Origin of the sequence: Rhodococcus sp. RCBS9 (genome assembly GCF_029457415.1) — a bacterium.
In the GTDB taxonomy this organism is placed as follows: Bacteria; Actinomycetota; Actinomycetes; order Mycobacteriales; family Mycobacteriaceae; genus Rhodococcus_F; species Rhodococcus_F qingshengii.
Map to the genome: position 1 here is coordinate 4,272,548 of NZ_CP120422.1, position 15,154 is coordinate 4,287,701.

A 15,154-nucleotide genomic window follows, 5' to 3' on the forward strand; every position below is an offset into this window, starting at 1 on the left:
CACCCTGAAGTCAGCGACACGACGCTGATCAGTTCCGCACAGCGTTGGCCATGGCGGCCAACGAGAGGGCCTGCCGAGCGCGGTCGAGGACAACCGCACGAGAGATGTCGATGTGCGACACCAGTGCCTCGTGTGCTTGCGGAATCTTGCCGTCCAGCACCAGTTCGACGACGGAGATATGTTCCTCCACGGTGGCCTTCATACGGTCGGGAGTCAGGTAGTCGAACATCCGCACGGGGCGCAGCTTCGAGTTGACGGCCTGCAAGGCGTCGACCAACGCGTGGTTTCCGGACGAGGCGAGGAGCGCGATGTGGAACTCCTCGTCGAGCGTCACGAAGCCGGCGTCCGGTACCGGCATCTGTTTGAGAAATGCGTACCACTTGTCGAGTTCGGAACCGAGCGCGTCTCGATCATGAGCGGGGGCCTCACCGTCTAGTACCCGCCGAAGCCCGTGCACTTCGAGGAGTATGCGCAGCTCGTAGAGGCCACCCAACTCGTCGAGGTGCGGTCGGTACGGAAAGAGTCCATGTTCGTCGCGCTCGACCAGCCCGTCGGATTCCAACTTCGCGAGCGCTTCGCGCACCGGTGTTCGCGAGACACCGTAGAGATGAGCCAACCGTTCTTCGCCGAGTCGTTCGGATGGCGCGATCTGACCGGACATCAGATCGTTTCGGATCGACCGGTAAACCTGTTCGCGCAGCGGCGGCCGCACACTCATGTCAGATTGCCATCGCTCGACGAACCGCCTCGGTGGACGTGGTGCCGCCCTCACCGGTCGAGGTCACGTGTCCGGCCGCGAGAATGCTGTAATGCTGAGCAGATTGGAGCGCGAAACCGATGTGCTGCTCTACGAGGAGGACACCGAGATCGCCGCGCTCGGTGAGTTCCATGACGGTTCTTTCGATTTCGGCGACCACGTTGGGCTGAATGCCCTCGGTTGGTTCGTCCAGAATGAGGATCTTGGGCTCGGTGATCAGGGCGCGAGCGATGGCAAGCTGTTGTCGCTGCCCACCGGAGAGAAGTCCCGCGCGACGGTCGAGGAGCGTGGTGAGTGCGGGAAACAGATCCAATGCCTCTGCGATGAGTGCCTTTCCGCGTTTGCGCCCGTCGGCGACCACCCGAAGATTCTCGGCAGTTGTCAGTTGTCCGAACGACTGCTGGCCCTGGGGTACGTAGGCAAGTCCGCGAGCGACGCGGGCGCTCGGCCGTAGACCGGTGATGTCCTCACCGTTCAGAAGTACCTTTCCCCGTGTAGGTTTGATCAGACCGACGGCGGCGCGCAGCAAGGTGGTTTTACCCGCACCGTTGTGACCCATGACTGCCGCAACTCCGTCGCTGGGAACCAGCAGGGATACGCCGTGGATCACTTCGGTGCGTCCGTAGCCGGCGCGGATGTCGACGAGCTCGAGCATGATTCAGTCCTCCGGGGTCGGTTCGGTGTCGGCGCCGAGATCGGTTCCGGCAGCGGCTGTGCCGAGGTAGACCTCTTGCACCTTGGGGTCGGCTTGGACCTCCGCCACAGTTCCTTCGGCAAGCACTTTCCCAGCGGCGAGCACTGTGACGGACGTGGCGAAGGATCGCATGAAGTCCATGTCGTGCTCGACTACGACGACGGTTCGCGCACCGCCGATGCGCCGCAGAAGGTTCCCGGTCTCCTCGCGCTCCTCGAGGCTCATGCCTGCGACGGGCTCGTCGAGCAGGAGCACGGAACAGTTCTGTACCAACAACATTCCGATTTCGAGCCACTGCTTCTGTCCGTGCGCCAGAATGCCTGCGGCGGTGTCCCTGAGGTGCTCCAACCCGGTTGTCTCCAGCGCCTCTTCGATCTCGGGAAGCACACCTTTGCGTTTTCTGAGCAGGTTCCACGGTGATCGGCCGGCTCCGGCCGCGATGTCGAGATTCTGCAGCACCGAGAGCTCTTCGAAGACGCTTGCCGTCTGGAAGGTTCGCCCGACGCCGAGGCGGGCGATCTTGTGAACCTTCTTGCCGAGCAGTTGCTCGCCGGACTTCGTGATGGAACCCGTCGCGGGAACGAGTCCGGTGATGGCGTCGACCAACGTTGTCTTTCCAGCCCCGTTCGGGCCGATGAGAAACCTCAGGTCGCCCTGCATGAGGGTCAAGTCGACGCCGTCGACGGCCTTGAAACCGTCGAAGCTGACCGAAAGATTTCGTACTTCGAGGTACTCGGACGACATTCCGGCGTTGCCGCCCAGTGCCGGTGTGGGTTCGCTGGTGGCGGTTGTGTTGGTCATGACGACACCTCCACTGGTTCGGGTTGGGAGACCTTGACCGGTGGGTCGGCCGGGGTCTCACGCTTCTTGCGGTGGCGCATCAGGGCGAACAATCCGGCCACACCTGCCGGGAAGAATCCGACCACGACGATGAACATCAGCCCTTGCGCGTAGATCCATCCCGAAGGGAGTTTCTCCGAGAATGTCGACTGTGCCCATGCGACGCCGATCGCACCGAGTACCGGACCGAGAAGCGTTGCGCGGCCGCCGATCGCGACCCCGATGAGGAAAGCGATGGACGGGACGATCCCGACGTCGGCGGGGGAAATGATGCCCACGATCGGAACGAACAGCGCGCCGGCGATACCGGCGAGGAACGCCGCGGTCACGTAGGCGACCAGTTTGATGTTCGCCGGATCGTATCCGAGGAAACGTACGCGCTCCTCTTGATCGCGGACGGCGACGAGGAGTTCGCCGTATCGGGAGTTCATCAGCTGGCGAATCAGAGCGACCGATGCGAGAAGAACTCCGGCGGCGATGAAGAACAACATCTGCTTGTTCGCCGGATCGTTGAGGTTAAAACCGAAGAACGTGCGAAAGCGGTTGAGGCCGTTGCTGCCACCGATCGACTGCTGGCCGATCAAGAGGATCGCGAAAGCCGCGGCGAGTGCCTGCGAGAGGATCGCGAAGTACGCGCCCTTGACTCTCCGCTTGAACACACCGAGTCCGAGGAGAAAGGCAACAGCGGCCGGCAGGAAAAGGATGGCGAAGATCGCCACGAATGGCGAGGCGAACGGTTGCCAGTATCCCGGCAGTTCGGTCTTGCCGGCGATGGACATGAAGTCCGGGACCGCGTCGCCTTTGAGTTCGGCATCGGCGATCTTGAGGTGCATCGCCATCACGTATGCGCCGATTCCGAAGAAGACGCCCTGGCCGAGCGTGAGCATTCCGCCTCTGCCCCAAGCCAAGCCGATGCCGACAGCGACTATGGCGAAGCACAGGAATTTGGCCAACAGTGACAGCCTGAAGTCCGAGAGCACAGCCGGGGCGATGGCGAACAGCACGATCGCGGCAAGTGCAAAACCGCCCCACACCCGAATTCGGGAATTGTTCAGGATGCTCATACGAGGCTCCTCGTCTTGACTGCGAACAGGCCCTGCGGCCGAACTTGAAGGAAGACGACGATGATGACGAACACGATCACCTTCGCGATCGACGCTGTCGTCGAGTACTCGATGAACGAGTTCAAGATGCCGAGGGCGAAGGCTGCGATCACGGCTCCCTTCATCTGACCGAGACCGCCGACGACAACAACCAGGAAGGCGTCGATCAGATAGGACTGGCCGATGGTCGGGCTGGTGGAACCGATGAGCGTCAACGCGACACCCGCGACGCCGGCGAGCCCGGAACCGAGGAAGAAGGTCGTGATGTCCGTACGACGAGAGGAGATTCCGCTCGTCTCGGCCAGATCGCGATTCTGGACGACGGCCCGGATGCGTCTACCCATCGACGACTGCTTCAGTGCGACCGAAAGTGCGATCACCGCTGCGATCGCCAACACCAGAATGAAGATGCGGGTTTTCGGCACCACGGCGCCGAAAATATCGACCCCGCCCGAAAGCCAGCTCGGCGCCGAAACATTGACTGCCGGCGCGCCGAAGATGTCGCGCGCCAACTGCTGAAGGATCAATCCGACGCCGAATGTCACCAACAGCGTGTCGAGGGGTCGGTGGTACATCCGCGATACCAGGACCACTTCGAGCACGACACCCATCAGTCCGCCGACGACGAAACCGACGAGCAGAGAAATGATCAACGATCCCGTTGCATTCGAGATCACCTGCTGCACTACGTATGCGGTGTACGAGCCGGCCATGATGAACTCGCCGTGTGCCATGTTGATGACACCCATCTGCCCGAACGTGAGAGACAACCCCAACGCTGCCAACAGGAGAATCGATCCGATACTCAAACCCGTGAACAACTGCCCGATCACAACATCCATGACAGACGCTCCACCTCTCTACTCGTCGATTCCGTCAATTCCGCCTTTCGTCGATCAGCTACCGAGCCCCTCAGCCCAGGGGTAGTTCTTCAGGTACGGATCCGGCTCGATCGGCTGTCCCGAATCCCAGACCGTGTAGATCAGTCCGTCGGAACGGATTTCGCCGATCCGGGCAGTCTTGGTGATGTGGTGGTTGTCGCCGTCGATGGTGACGAGTCCTTCGGGCGCCTGGAAGGTCACACCGTCGGCGTTGTCCTGAATATCCTTGACCGCAAACGAGTTGGCCTTCTCGACGGTGTTCTTCCAGAGATAGACGGAGGTGTATGCCGCTTCCATCGGATCGGACGTGGGCTTGTCCTGGCCGAACTTTGCCTTGTACGCCGCGACGAACTTCTTGTTCTCGGGGGAGTCGATGGTCTGGTAGTAGTTCCACGCCGTCAGCTGGCCTTCCACGTTCTGGACTCCGATACCACCGACCTCTTCCTCCGCAATGGAGACGGAGACGACGGGCATGTCGGCGGGCTTCAGGCCGACATTTGAGTATTCACGGAAGAACGCAACGTTGGAATCGCCGTTGAGTGTGTTGAACACGGCATCGGCGTCGGCTGTGCGGACCTTGTTCACGATGGTGGAGAAGTCGGTCGAACCCAGAGGCGTGTAATCCTCGCCCTTGATCTCGATGCCGTTCGCTGCCGCGTACGCCTTGATGATGCGGTTGGCGGTCTGAGGGAACACGTAGTCGCTGCCGACCAGATACAGCGACTTGACGCCCTTCTCCTTCAGGTAATCCAGAGCCGGGATGATCTGCTGGTTGGTCGTTGCGCCCGTATAGAAGATGTTCTTCGAATCTTCCAGTCCCTCGTACTGGACCGGGTAGTAGAGCAAAGAGTTGTTGTCCTCGAACACGGGCAGCATGGCCTTGCGGCTCGAGGAGGTCCAGCCACCGAAAACTGCTGCGACGCAATCGCTGCTGATCAGTTTCTCGGCCTTCTCGGCGAACACTGTCGGCTCCGACGCGCCGTCCTCTGCGACGATCTGGATCTTCTTACCCAGTACACCGCCGGAATCGTTGATCTCCTGCACCGCCAACGAGATGGAGTCGCGGACCGTCACTTCACTGATGGCCATGGTGCCCGAGAGTGAATTCAGGGAACCGACCTTGATCGTGTCCCCCGAGGTGTCGACGCACGACGTAGCCGTCGAATCTCCCGATGCGGTGTCTGTTGCCTTGCTTCCGCAGCCGGTGAGAACCAAGCCCAGCGCGGCGAGAGCGGCCGGCGCGGCAAGGGTGCGCTTCGAGAAGGTTCGCATGTACGGGCCTTTCGTGTCGATGGCTCTGGCAGGCAATGGCTCTGACAGATCTGTATCCGGAGTGCGTATACAACGCTGTATTCGTCGAGTGCACAGAGTAGGTGGAAGTTGTTGCGGTGGAATGACTGTCGGTGACAAGTGTGTGTCCGGTGTTTCGATTGGGTGTCCAGGACCTCACACCGCAGGTCAGCGAGGGTGCGGTGTTAGCATCGACGAGAAATTGATCAAGCACTCGCTTGACGATCGGAACGTCGGAAGGATCTTCTCGTGCGCTCGACCCGACGGGACGAAATACTCGCTCATGCGGCCAAGCTGTTCAGTGAGCGGGGGATCGCCGCGACGACGGTGCGAGACATCGCCGACGAAGTCGGGATCCTCTCCGGCAGCCTCTATCACTACTTCGACTCCAAGGATGCGATAGCCAACGAGATCGTCGTCCGGTTCCTCGAAGATCTCAACGTCCGGTACGAGGACTCGATCGAACCGGAAGGTTCGGCTCGAAATCGCCTGGCCACGATGGTGTCGGTCTCTTTTGCCTCGGCGGTGGATCACCCGTATGCCACGGAGGTCTATCAGGGAGAAGCCATACTTTCGTCGCAACCGGCGGACGCGCCCATCACCATCCTGGTTCAGAAGGCACACAGCTACTGGCGATCGGCTATCGCTCGCGGAATTGCCGACGCGGAGTTTCGGGAAGACATCGATCCCGAACAGTTTCACCGTCTCCTGCGTGAATCCGTCTGGTCCACCGTCGCGCAGTATCGCCCGCAGCTTTCCGAATTGGCCGAAGATCTGCAGCGCAATCTGATTTCGGTTTTCCTGGACGGCTTTGCCGCACGTTCCGTCGACGGCGAGCCGGTGGCACGCATTGCGCGGCGCACGGCGAAGAAGGAAGCGCAGACCGAATCTCCCGACTCGGACCTTGCCGAACTCCGCTCTGATGTCGACGAATTGAAGTCCGTCATTCGCGAACTCAGCTCGTCGATCCGGCAGCTGCAGAAGCCGTAACACCGCAGTTCCTGCGCGTGTAGTTCGGATTTTGACTATCAGTGTGACCCAGTGCATACTTCTGTCCACACTCGTAAATCAAGCGCTTGTTTGATTTACCAAGCACAGTTTGGACGGGAGTTCGATGTGAGACTCGGAAAGGCGATCGCCGTCTGCGCGGCAGTGGTCCTCGGGGCGAGCGCGTGCGCATCTGCCGGTGTCATTCCCGAAGACACCATCGTCATCGGTTTGGACGAGGACTCCACCGGGCCCGGTGCGTCGTACAGCACGATCGCCGGCAAGACGGTGCGGATGACCGTCGACCTGATCAACCAGGCGGGCGGAATCAACGGTAAGCAAGTCGAATTGGTTGTCGAGAACGACGAGAGCAGTCCCACCAAGACCCCGTCGATCATTCGGAAGTTGGTCGATCACGGGTCCAGTGCGGTCATCCTCGCCACGGGCAGCGGGTCGGTGCTGCAGGCCAAGTCGATTCTCCAGCAGTCGAAGATTCCTGCGATAGCTCCGGTCGTTCTCAGCGACGCCTTTGCCTCGGCGCCCGACAACGACTTCTCGTTCATGATTCCGAACTCGTTGAAGCAGTACGCCCAGGTGTACTGCGGGGCTTTCGAGAAGATGGGGTACAAGTCCCTGGGAATTCTCGGTGACGCGAGTGCGTCCATCGACGGAATCATCAAGACCCTGCGGCCGGCGCTCGAGAAGTGCGCGAGAGTGACGGGCGTCGAAAAGGCGCCGGTCGATGCCGCGGACATCACCGCACAGGTCTCACGTCTCGCGGAAACCGAACCGGACGCGATTCTGGTCGCCAGTATCGGCGGGCACTTCGAAATCCTCGCGCACAACACCTTGTCGAAGGTCACCCCGCAGACGCAACGCTTCTCACTCGCTTCCATCGGAAACCAGCCCGCATCTTGGGCTTTGGCGGACTCGAAGGCGTTGAGCGGCATGGTGTACATGGGCTCGCTCAGTGAGAACAACCCGAGAACCGCCGAACTGCGTCGCAAGGTGCAGGCGGTGAAGGGGCCTGATTATCAACTGACCGCCTACGACGCACAGGCGTACGACGCCGTCATGATGTTGGCCGAGGCAATCGAAATTGCCGGCGACCACCGAGATCGGACGGCCGTTCGTGATGCTCTTCAACAGGTTTCGGCACTTCCCGCCAGCTTCGGCCAGGACGGATTGACACTGTCGTTTTCTTCGCAGGATCACCTGGCTCCGGACAGCCTCTGCGGACTGGTGCTCGTCGAATTCGGTGAGGACAACAAGCCGGCCCGTCCGTGGGATTCCTACCAACCCCCGTGCGGATAACCGAGGAGCCTTGACATGACAGACGCACAACTGTGGCTCGCAGCCATCGAGATCGGTGCATTCTTCTCACTGATAGCCCTCGGAATGTATCTCGTGGTGGTCGGCGCCGATTTCTTCAACTTTGCGATGGGCCCGTACGCGATGGCTGCGGCCATGGCGTCGAGTTGGGTCGCGATCAATTACGGGCTCGCTCTCTGGATTGCCATGCCGCTGGGGATCGCGGTAGCGGTGGCGCTGTCGATCCTGACGGAAAAGCTTGTGGTCAAACAGGTTCAGAAGCGTTCGGGTCGTGGGGAACTACCGGCGTTGGTGGCGGTGACCGCAGTACTGTTCGGGATCCAGCAGCTCGCCGGCACGGTCTTCGGCCGAACACCACTTCCCGGACAGAAGATCTTCGACTTCGATCCGATATCGGTGCTCGGTGCCACCGTCGACAGTTCGACCGTTGTACTCGTCGTCGGAACTGCCGTGATCTTCGTCGGTATCGGACTGTGGCTGAACCGGTCCACCTCGGGCCGTCTGCTTCGCGCCGTCGGCGACAATCCGGATGCCGCCCGCGTCCTGGGCTTGCCGGTGGATCGGGTACGCCTCATCGCGTTCACCCTCGCGGGTGTGATCGCCGCCGTCGCCGGACTTCTGTTCGCTCCCAAGGCCGGTGTTCAGTTCACGAGCGGTCTGTCCTGGACGCTGACGGCATTCATCGCACTCGTCATCGGTGGTACCGGCCGGAGTTGGGCTCCGCTGATCGGCGGAATGGTGTTGGGCGTCGTCCAGGTATTCGCCCCGTACTACTTCGGTGCGAGTGCTGCGCAAACCGCGATTCTGTTGATTGCCCTGGTGTTCTTCGCTTTCCGTCCGGAAGGCTTGCTCTCGAGGAAGGTTCGCGTCTGATGGCCTCGCTTTCTACCAGTCCGCTGACGTCAAATCCGCCCGCTACATCCGGCCGTTCCCGGACGAGGATGCTCGCCCTGTCACGAGAAGCGCTGATCACCGTGGTCGTGGTTGCTGCCGTGCTGCTGTGGATGGGGCCGAGTCTGTACCGGCAGGATCTGGTGTTCCTCGCTGCGACGTATTCGCTGATCGCACTCGGCATGTACGTGCCATTCGTGCTCGCGGGATCACTGTCGATGGCGTACAGCGCGTATGCGGCGATCGGCGCGTATGCCGTTGCGCTGATCTCGGTTCGGACCGGGTTGTCGATGTGGTGGGGATGGATTCTCGGCGCCCTCGCCGCTGCAGCGGTTGCAGTACTCCTCAGCTTGGCAACGCAGAAACTCTCCGGCTTCTACCTTGCCGCGGTGACCTTGTTGTTCGGTATCGCTTTCGAGCACTGGTTGATCGACGGGCCGAGTTTCACCGGCGGATCGGCCGGGATCTCGGGCGTCGAGACTGTGACGATGTTCGGCTGGGAGCCACCGCGCTACGCATTGGTCGTGTTCGCGATCTTGTTCGTGTGTCTGATCGCGGTCGCTGTCGATCGACTCCGGAAATCGGTGTGGGGGCTGATGTTGCAAGCTGCCCGCGACAATCGTAATGTCGCACGGTCTTCCGGCGTCAATCCTGCGCACCTGACCGTTGTGGCGCTGGCGATCGGTGCCGCGATCGCGTCGACCGGCGGATCGCTGTTCACTGTGTCGGTGCAAGCTGTCACTCCTGAAACCTTCACTCTCAGTATTGTTTTCCTTGCGATCTTCATGCCGATCATCGGCGGTCGCAGTTCGGCGTGGGGTGCTCCGCTCGGTGCATTGATCGTGGTGATCGTGACGCTGAACATGCCCGGGTACCAGGGAAGTGGCGAACTCCTGCTTGCCGGAGCCGTCCTGGTGATCCTCATCGTCGCGCCTGGTGGGGTGATCGGGTGGAGTCAGAACGTTCTGGGTCGAATGAACCGTCTGTACAAGGAGCGTGGCAATCGATGACTCGACTACTCGAAGTGAGCGGGCTCCACAAGTCCTACGGCGGCGTCCGCGCTGTCGACGATGTCTCGTTCAGCGTCGGACCGGGAGAGGTGATCGGACTGGTCGGCCCGAACGGGGCAGGCAAGACCACACTGGTGGACTGCATCTTCGGCACTCAGCAAGCAGACTCCGGAACCGTCGCGCTCGCGGGTGCTCCCTTGACCGGGCCGTCGGAGCGCCGTGCACGGCAAGGGCTCTCGCGCACGTTTCAACATCCGCAGCTCGCGGCGGAACTCGACGCCGTCGACAACATCATCCCGGGACTGTACGGGCACAAGATCACCTCACCTCTGCACTCGCTGTGGTGGGCGATCAAAGGACCTTTCGAGAACTGGGACCGGACAGCACAGCGGGCCCGGGAGATTGCTGCGCGATACTCGGTCACCGACGTCGAGAGTGCTTGCGGGGATCTCAGTTTGGGGGCGCAGCGTCTGGTCGAGGTGGCGCGGGCGATGGCGACCGAACCCGAAGTCCTCCTGTTGGACGAACCGTTTGCCGGCGCGGATCACGACGGCATCGCTGCCATCTCCGGTGCCGTGCGATCGATTGCCGCGCAGGGCAAAGGAGTAGTCCTGGTTGATCACAACGTCGATCTCATCGCGGCGCTCGCAACCAAGATCGTGCTGCTCAATTTCGGATCAGTGGCGTTCTACGGACCACCGCAGGAGTGCTTGGCCAGCGACGCGATGCGAGAAGTCTATTTCGGTTCCGAATACGAGGAAGGCGCCTGACATGCTCGAACTCGACAGAGTCACAGTTCGATACGGATCCGCTGTCGCCGTCCGGGAAGTCTCCCTTGCCGCTCCCGCCGGTGAAGTGACAGCGATCGTCGGGCCGAACGGTGCAGGCAAGACCAGCTTGGCGGGATCCATCTACGGCTCGGTTCCCGCCACCGGGACAATGAAATTCGATGGTCGAGAGATCCAGAAATTATCGGCACTGGATCGTGTCCGCAGCGGATTTGCCTACGTTCCCCAAGGCAGGCAACTGTTCATGCGAATGTCCGTTCGCGAGAATCTACGCGTGGGCGCAGACCTGCTGGGATTGAAAGCCGAAGCCGTGGAAACAGCTTTCGAGAGGTTCCCGATCCTGCGTGAACGCTCGGAGAGTTATGCCGGGGTCCTCAGCGGTGGTGAGCAGCAGATGTTGGTTCTGGGGCGGGCCCTTCTGGAAACCCCGAAGGTGTTGCTACTCGACGAGATGATGACCGGACTGGCACCGAAAATCGTCGCGGAGCTGCGAGCATTGGTCGGGGGTCTGGCCGCCGAGGGTGTGACCGTCATCGTGACGGAACCGGCACTTACTGCACTGAAATCGGTTGTCGACCGCGGATATGTCATGCAGCGCGGCGAACTCGTCCGCGAATGCGATTCCGCAGCGACACTGGACAACGCGTACAAACAATCGATGGGCGTCCTCAGCGCCGACGGGAGATGATCGACGATCATGCTTGAAACGAAGACACTCGACTTCACCGTCGGTGAATTCGCCACGAATCCGGACCGCTTCGCCGGCGTCAGCATCAGCGAAATGGTCAGGCATTGGTCTGAGACCATCCCGGACGAAACCGCCTTTGTCACTCCGGAATCGAGGGTGTCGTGGAAGCAGTACGACGCGGCTGCCGATGCGATCGCGTCGGCGCTGGATCTAGCTGGTGAGGGATACGGACATGTAGCCGTGTTGCTCCCCGACACCGCTGTATTCCATGCGGCTCTCTGCGCAGCATTTCGTACCGGCCGCGTCGCCGTCGGAATCGGTTCGCGCTCGGGCATTCGCGAGATCTCTCATCTGATCGCCCGCTCGGAAGCCTCCGTACTCGTCACCACTCGCACGCTGCGCGGCGTCGATACCGCCGAACTCGTGGCGAGTCTGCGGGCAGAGCATCCCGGACTGGACGTCGTCTTCGCCGACGAACGCGCCGACGTGAGTTTCGAACGCGTGAGCGCAAACGGCGAACTCACCTCGTTGCCGGTCGAGCCAAAGCAGTTCCCCGCAACCAGTCCGTGTTTTGTCACGTCAGCCGTTTCGATGCTGAACTCGACCTCCGGCACAACGGGCCTACCCAAACTGGTCACACAAACCGAGGATCGTTGGGTTGGTTTCTCCGAGATTGCCGCCGAGGCGGCGGCGATCGGTTCGGATGAGGTGTTCCTCGGCGCGGTTCCAGCACCTTTCGGATTCGGCCTCTGGACTTCGCATTTCCTGCCGGCACTACTCGGTGCTCGCAATGTCGTCATGGAACGCTTCGACGTTTCGGTGATGATCGAGTTGATCGAGCGCGAACGGGTGACTGCTTTGAATTGTGTGAGTACACAATTCAAGATGCTGTTGCGTTCGGAGGCCGCGGAATCGGCCGATCTCTCGTCACTTCGTTTCATGTTCACCGGTGGTGAAGCCGTGCCCTATTCGGAGGCGCTGGCATTCGAACAACGTACCGGAGCGGCTGTCCTGCAGTTCTACGGATCGAACGAAACCGGCGCCGTCTCGGTGACGACGGTTTCGGACGATTCCGACACCCGACTGAAGACGTGCGGCCACGTCATCGATCGCATGCAAGTTCGTGTATTCGACGATGCGGCAAAGGAAATGACCGGCTCCGTCCGCCGCGGTCAGCCTGGGGTGAACGGACCGCTGATGTGTCAGGGCTATTGGGGGGACACCGATGCGAACGACGAGTTGTACACCGATGACGGTTGGATGCTTCTCGGCGACATCGTCGAGATCGACGAGACAGGACGGGTGCGTGTGGTCGGGCGCAAAGCCGACATCATCATTCGTGGCGGCAAGAACATCTCCGCGGTCGAAGTCGAGGAGTACGTGCGCGCGCACCCTTCGGTGGAGTTGGTCGCCGTGGTCGGGGTCGACGATCCGCTGTTCGGTGAGAAGGTCTGTGCGGTCGTCGTGTCCGCCGATGACGATCTGAGTTCGGAGGATCTGACCGCCTGGCTGCAGAGCCGAGGAGTGACCCGCGAGTACATACCCGAGTATGTGATGACGGTCGCCGAATTGCCGATGGCGGCAGGCGGCAAAGTAGCCAAGGGTGAAGTCAAGGCACTCGCGCAGAGGCGGATCGCTGAACTCGGCTGATCGCACTTGGCGGTACCGGCTTCGCGTTACGCTGATCCGGACATTGTGCCGAGAGTGAAGGAAACCCGATGACGAACCCTTCACCGCATCGGTGGCGCAGGCGCTTGCTGTGGGCTCTGGCAATTGTGTTCGTTCTCGTCGGAGCCGTGGTTCTGGCCTTCGTTCTGAGCCCGAGACCTGGCGCACTCACCGTGCGATGGGTCTTCGATCGTGATGCGGTGAAAGTCACCGAGGCGCTCGAGAAGCACGCGCCCGAAGGCGTCGACTCGATCAAGGACCAGCAGTACCGCGCCGATGACGACGACGCATACCTGGATGTCTACTTTCCCGCAGCGACGACGACCGAATTGCCTACGGTGATCTGGACTCATGGCGGTGCCTGGATCTCGGGAAGCAAGTCCAACTACGCGCCGTACTACGAGTTGCTGGCCTCGCGTGGCTACACCGTTGTGTCCCTGGACTACTCACTCGGACCCGAGCACTACTATCCGACGGCAGTGCGGCAGCTCAACGACGCTCACGCGTACGTCGTCGCGAATGCGGAACGGCTGCATGTTGATCCGACGACGGTCGTTCTGGCCGGTGATTCTGCGGGAGCGCAACTCTCGAGTCAGCTCGCCACTCTCATCACTGATCCCGCCTATGCGAACCGTGTGGGCGTGGTCCCGTCGCTGCGGCCGGATCAGTTACGTGGAGTAATCCTGAACTGTGGAATCTACGACGTCGGGAACATGGTCGGCGGACCCGGCATCATCGGTTGGGGAGTTGATCGGTCCCTCTGGGCGTATACCGGCGTGCGTGACTTCATGAGTACCGACGCAGCGGATCAGATGTCGACCTTGAACTACGTCACCGATCGATTTCCGCCTGCCTACATCAGCGGCGGCAACGCCGATCCGTTGACGGATTCTCAGTCGAAACCGATGGCTGACAAATTGACCGGGTTGGGAGTTGCGGTCGACACACTGTTCTATCCGGCCGATCACGTTCCGGCGCTCGGGCACGAGTATCAGTTCGATCTGGACAATGCCGACGGTCTCACTGCGCTCGATCGCACGGTTCAGTTTCTCGAGGCTCATACCGGCTAAATGTCGGATTGTGGTGAACCACTGCGAAAATGGTCATTGTGGACAAAGCTCCGCGGGTGCGTTGCCAGGGAATTCTCAACTAGTCCTTTTGGTCTAGCCTGGGTGAATCCGATCCGACCCCAGGAGTTGTTGTGCGCGCGTCTTCCCCCGACAGACGGCGAAGGCGCATTGTCGGAACCGCGGCGGTATTCGTCGTCATTCTGCTGTCCGGGGTAACCGCGGCACTCGTCAGTCCGTGGCCAGGAGTTCTCCTCGTACGGTGGATGTCGGCGGGTGGCTCCGAATCGACTCACGCACAACTCGACAGGCATGCACCGTCAGGAATCGTCTCGATTCTCGATCAGTCGTACCGCGAAGGCGACGACGATGCACAACTCGACGTGTACTACCCGTCGGAGTCCACTTCGGCGCTACCCACGGTGGTCTGGGTGCACGGCGGTGGCTGGATATCAGGGTCGAGAACTGATGCCGACGGTTACTACAAACTGTTGGCAAATCAAGGTTTCACTGTGATTTCGGTGGACTATTCACTGGGGCCGGACGCGTATTACCCCACCGCAGTGAATCAGCTGAACGACGCGTATCGATTTATCGTGAGCCATGCGGACAGGTTGCATGTCGATTCGAACAACCTCTTTCTTGCCGGAGATTCGGCAGGCGCGCAGTTGTCCAGTCAGATGGCGACCGTCATGACCAGCCCTGACTACGCGTCGGAAATGGGTGTGGAGCCGGCATTACGTCCCGAGCAGATACGCGGAGTTGTCCTCGACTGTGGGGTCTTCGATCTGAAACCGCTGCTGTCACAGGGGAAGTACTTCGGTTGGGGCGTCGACAAGCAATCGCTGTGGGGGTACCTCGGAACGAGGGACTTCGACGGGTCGACTGCAGTGCGTCAGATGTCGACACTGGGTCATGTGACCTCGGACTTTCCAGCGACGTTCATCACCGGCGGAAATGTCGACCCACTGACCGCCAGCCAGTCGAAACCCATGGCAGAACGGCTCGCCGATCTGGGCGTCGAGGTCGATGCACTGTTCTACCCGGACGATCACGAGCCTGCACTCGACCACGAATATCAGTTCGACCTCGACACCGTCGACGGGGTGATCGCGTTCGATCGCACAGTCGCGTTCCTACGCGACCACGTGCGTTAGC

Annotated in this window: 15 protein-coding genes; 9 read left to right on the forward strand and 6 right to left on the reverse strand. The window is 60.9% G+C overall.

The features are described 5' to 3' along the window. Positions 1 to 28: 28 nt before the first annotated feature. The 6 genes from P0M12_RS20115 to urtA are packed head-to-tail and all read right to left on the reverse strand — an operon-like array spanning position 29 to position 5,547. Positions 29 to 718, reverse strand: coding sequence for a GntR family transcriptional regulator (locus P0M12_RS20115; RefSeq protein ID WP_020906727.1), 690 nt, complete (start codon positions 716 to 718; stop codon positions 29 to 31). Between the two features lies 1 nt (position 719). Continuing rightward, the gene (gene urtE, locus P0M12_RS20120) at positions 720 to 1,412 is read right to left on the reverse strand and encodes an urea ABC transporter ATP-binding subunit UrtE (protein ID WP_003941544.1); all 693 of its coding nucleotides are present in this window, start codon (positions 1,410 to 1,412) and stop codon (positions 720 to 722) included. Positions 1,413 to 1,415: 3 nt separating this feature from the next. Then, on the reverse strand, positions 1,416 to 2,252 hold the full coding sequence (urtD, locus tag P0M12_RS20125) for an urea ABC transporter ATP-binding protein UrtD (protein WP_003941545.1): 837 nt from the start codon (positions 2,250 to 2,252) through the stop codon (positions 1,416 to 1,418). Continuing rightward, positions 2,249 to 3,355, reverse strand: coding sequence for an urea ABC transporter permease subunit UrtC (urtC, locus tag P0M12_RS20130; RefSeq protein WP_021333894.1), 1,107 nt, complete (start codon positions 3,353 to 3,355; stop codon positions 2,249 to 2,251). Before urtC ends, urtD begins: the two co-directional genes overlap by 4 nt. Continuing rightward, a complete protein-coding gene (gene urtB, locus P0M12_RS20135) occupies positions 3,352 to 4,236 on the reverse strand; it encodes an urea ABC transporter permease subunit UrtB (protein WP_003941514.1) in 885 nt (294 codons plus the stop codon). The genes urtC and urtB overlap by 4 nt, the downstream gene beginning before the upstream one ends. Before the next feature lie 54 nt (positions 4,237 to 4,290). Continuing rightward, the gene (gene urtA / locus P0M12_RS20140) at positions 4,291 to 5,547 is read right to left on the reverse strand and encodes an urea ABC transporter substrate-binding protein (RefSeq protein WP_007735391.1); all 1,257 of its coding nucleotides are present in this window, start codon (positions 5,545 to 5,547) and stop codon (positions 4,291 to 4,293) included. Between the two features lie 267 nt (positions 5,548 to 5,814). Between urtA and P0M12_RS20145 the strand changes: the two genes are divergently transcribed. The 9 genes from P0M12_RS20145 (at position 5,815) to P0M12_RS20185 (ending at position 15,153) form a co-directional block, all read left to right on the forward strand. Beyond that, entirely contained in the window at positions 5,815 to 6,555 is a 741-nt protein-coding gene (locus P0M12_RS20145) for a TetR/AcrR family transcriptional regulator (RefSeq protein ID WP_003941474.1), read from the forward strand. Between the two features lie 126 nt (positions 6,556 to 6,681). Next, a complete protein-coding gene (locus P0M12_RS20150; RefSeq protein WP_277376745.1) occupies positions 6,682 to 7,866 on the forward strand; it encodes an ABC transporter substrate-binding protein in 1,185 nt (394 codons plus the stop codon). A 15-nt stretch (positions 7,867 to 7,881) separates the two neighbouring features. Next, the gene (locus P0M12_RS20155; RefSeq protein WP_003941557.1) at positions 7,882 to 8,757 is read left to right on the forward strand and encodes a branched-chain amino acid ABC transporter permease; all 876 of its coding nucleotides are present in this window, start codon (positions 7,882 to 7,884) and stop codon (positions 8,755 to 8,757) included. Beyond that, a complete protein-coding gene (locus P0M12_RS20160; RefSeq protein ID WP_039973479.1) occupies positions 8,757 to 9,785 on the forward strand; it encodes a branched-chain amino acid ABC transporter permease in 1,029 nt (342 codons plus the stop codon). The genes P0M12_RS20155 and P0M12_RS20160 overlap by 1 nt, the downstream gene beginning before the upstream one ends. After that, positions 9,782 to 10,555, forward strand: coding sequence for an ATP-binding cassette domain-containing protein (locus P0M12_RS20165; protein WP_007735383.1), 774 nt, complete (start codon positions 9,782 to 9,784; stop codon positions 10,553 to 10,555). Before P0M12_RS20160 ends, P0M12_RS20165 begins: the two co-directional genes overlap by 4 nt. A 1-nt stretch (position 10,556) precedes the next feature. Then, positions 10,557 to 11,261, forward strand: a complete 705-nt coding sequence (locus P0M12_RS20170; protein WP_047268870.1) for an ATP-binding cassette domain-containing protein — start codon at positions 10,557 to 10,559, stop codon at positions 11,259 to 11,261. A 9-nt stretch (positions 11,262 to 11,270) separates the two neighbouring features. Continuing rightward, positions 11,271 to 12,911, forward strand: coding sequence for a class I adenylate-forming enzyme family protein (locus P0M12_RS20175; protein ID WP_065352110.1), 1,641 nt, complete (start codon positions 11,271 to 11,273; stop codon positions 12,909 to 12,911). A gap of 68 nt (positions 12,912 to 12,979) precedes the next feature. Then, positions 12,980 to 13,999 carry an alpha/beta hydrolase gene (locus P0M12_RS20180; RefSeq protein WP_064114019.1) on the forward strand — a complete coding sequence of 340 codons (1,020 nt, stop codon included), beginning with the start codon at positions 12,980 to 12,982 and terminating at the stop codon, positions 13,997 to 13,999. A 131-nt stretch (positions 14,000 to 14,130) separates the two neighbouring features. Further along, on the forward strand, positions 14,131 to 15,153 hold the full coding sequence (locus tag P0M12_RS20185) for an alpha/beta hydrolase (RefSeq protein ID WP_064114018.1): 1,023 nt from the start codon (positions 14,131 to 14,133) through the stop codon (positions 15,151 to 15,153). The last annotated feature ends 1 nt before the right edge of the window (position 15,154 follow it).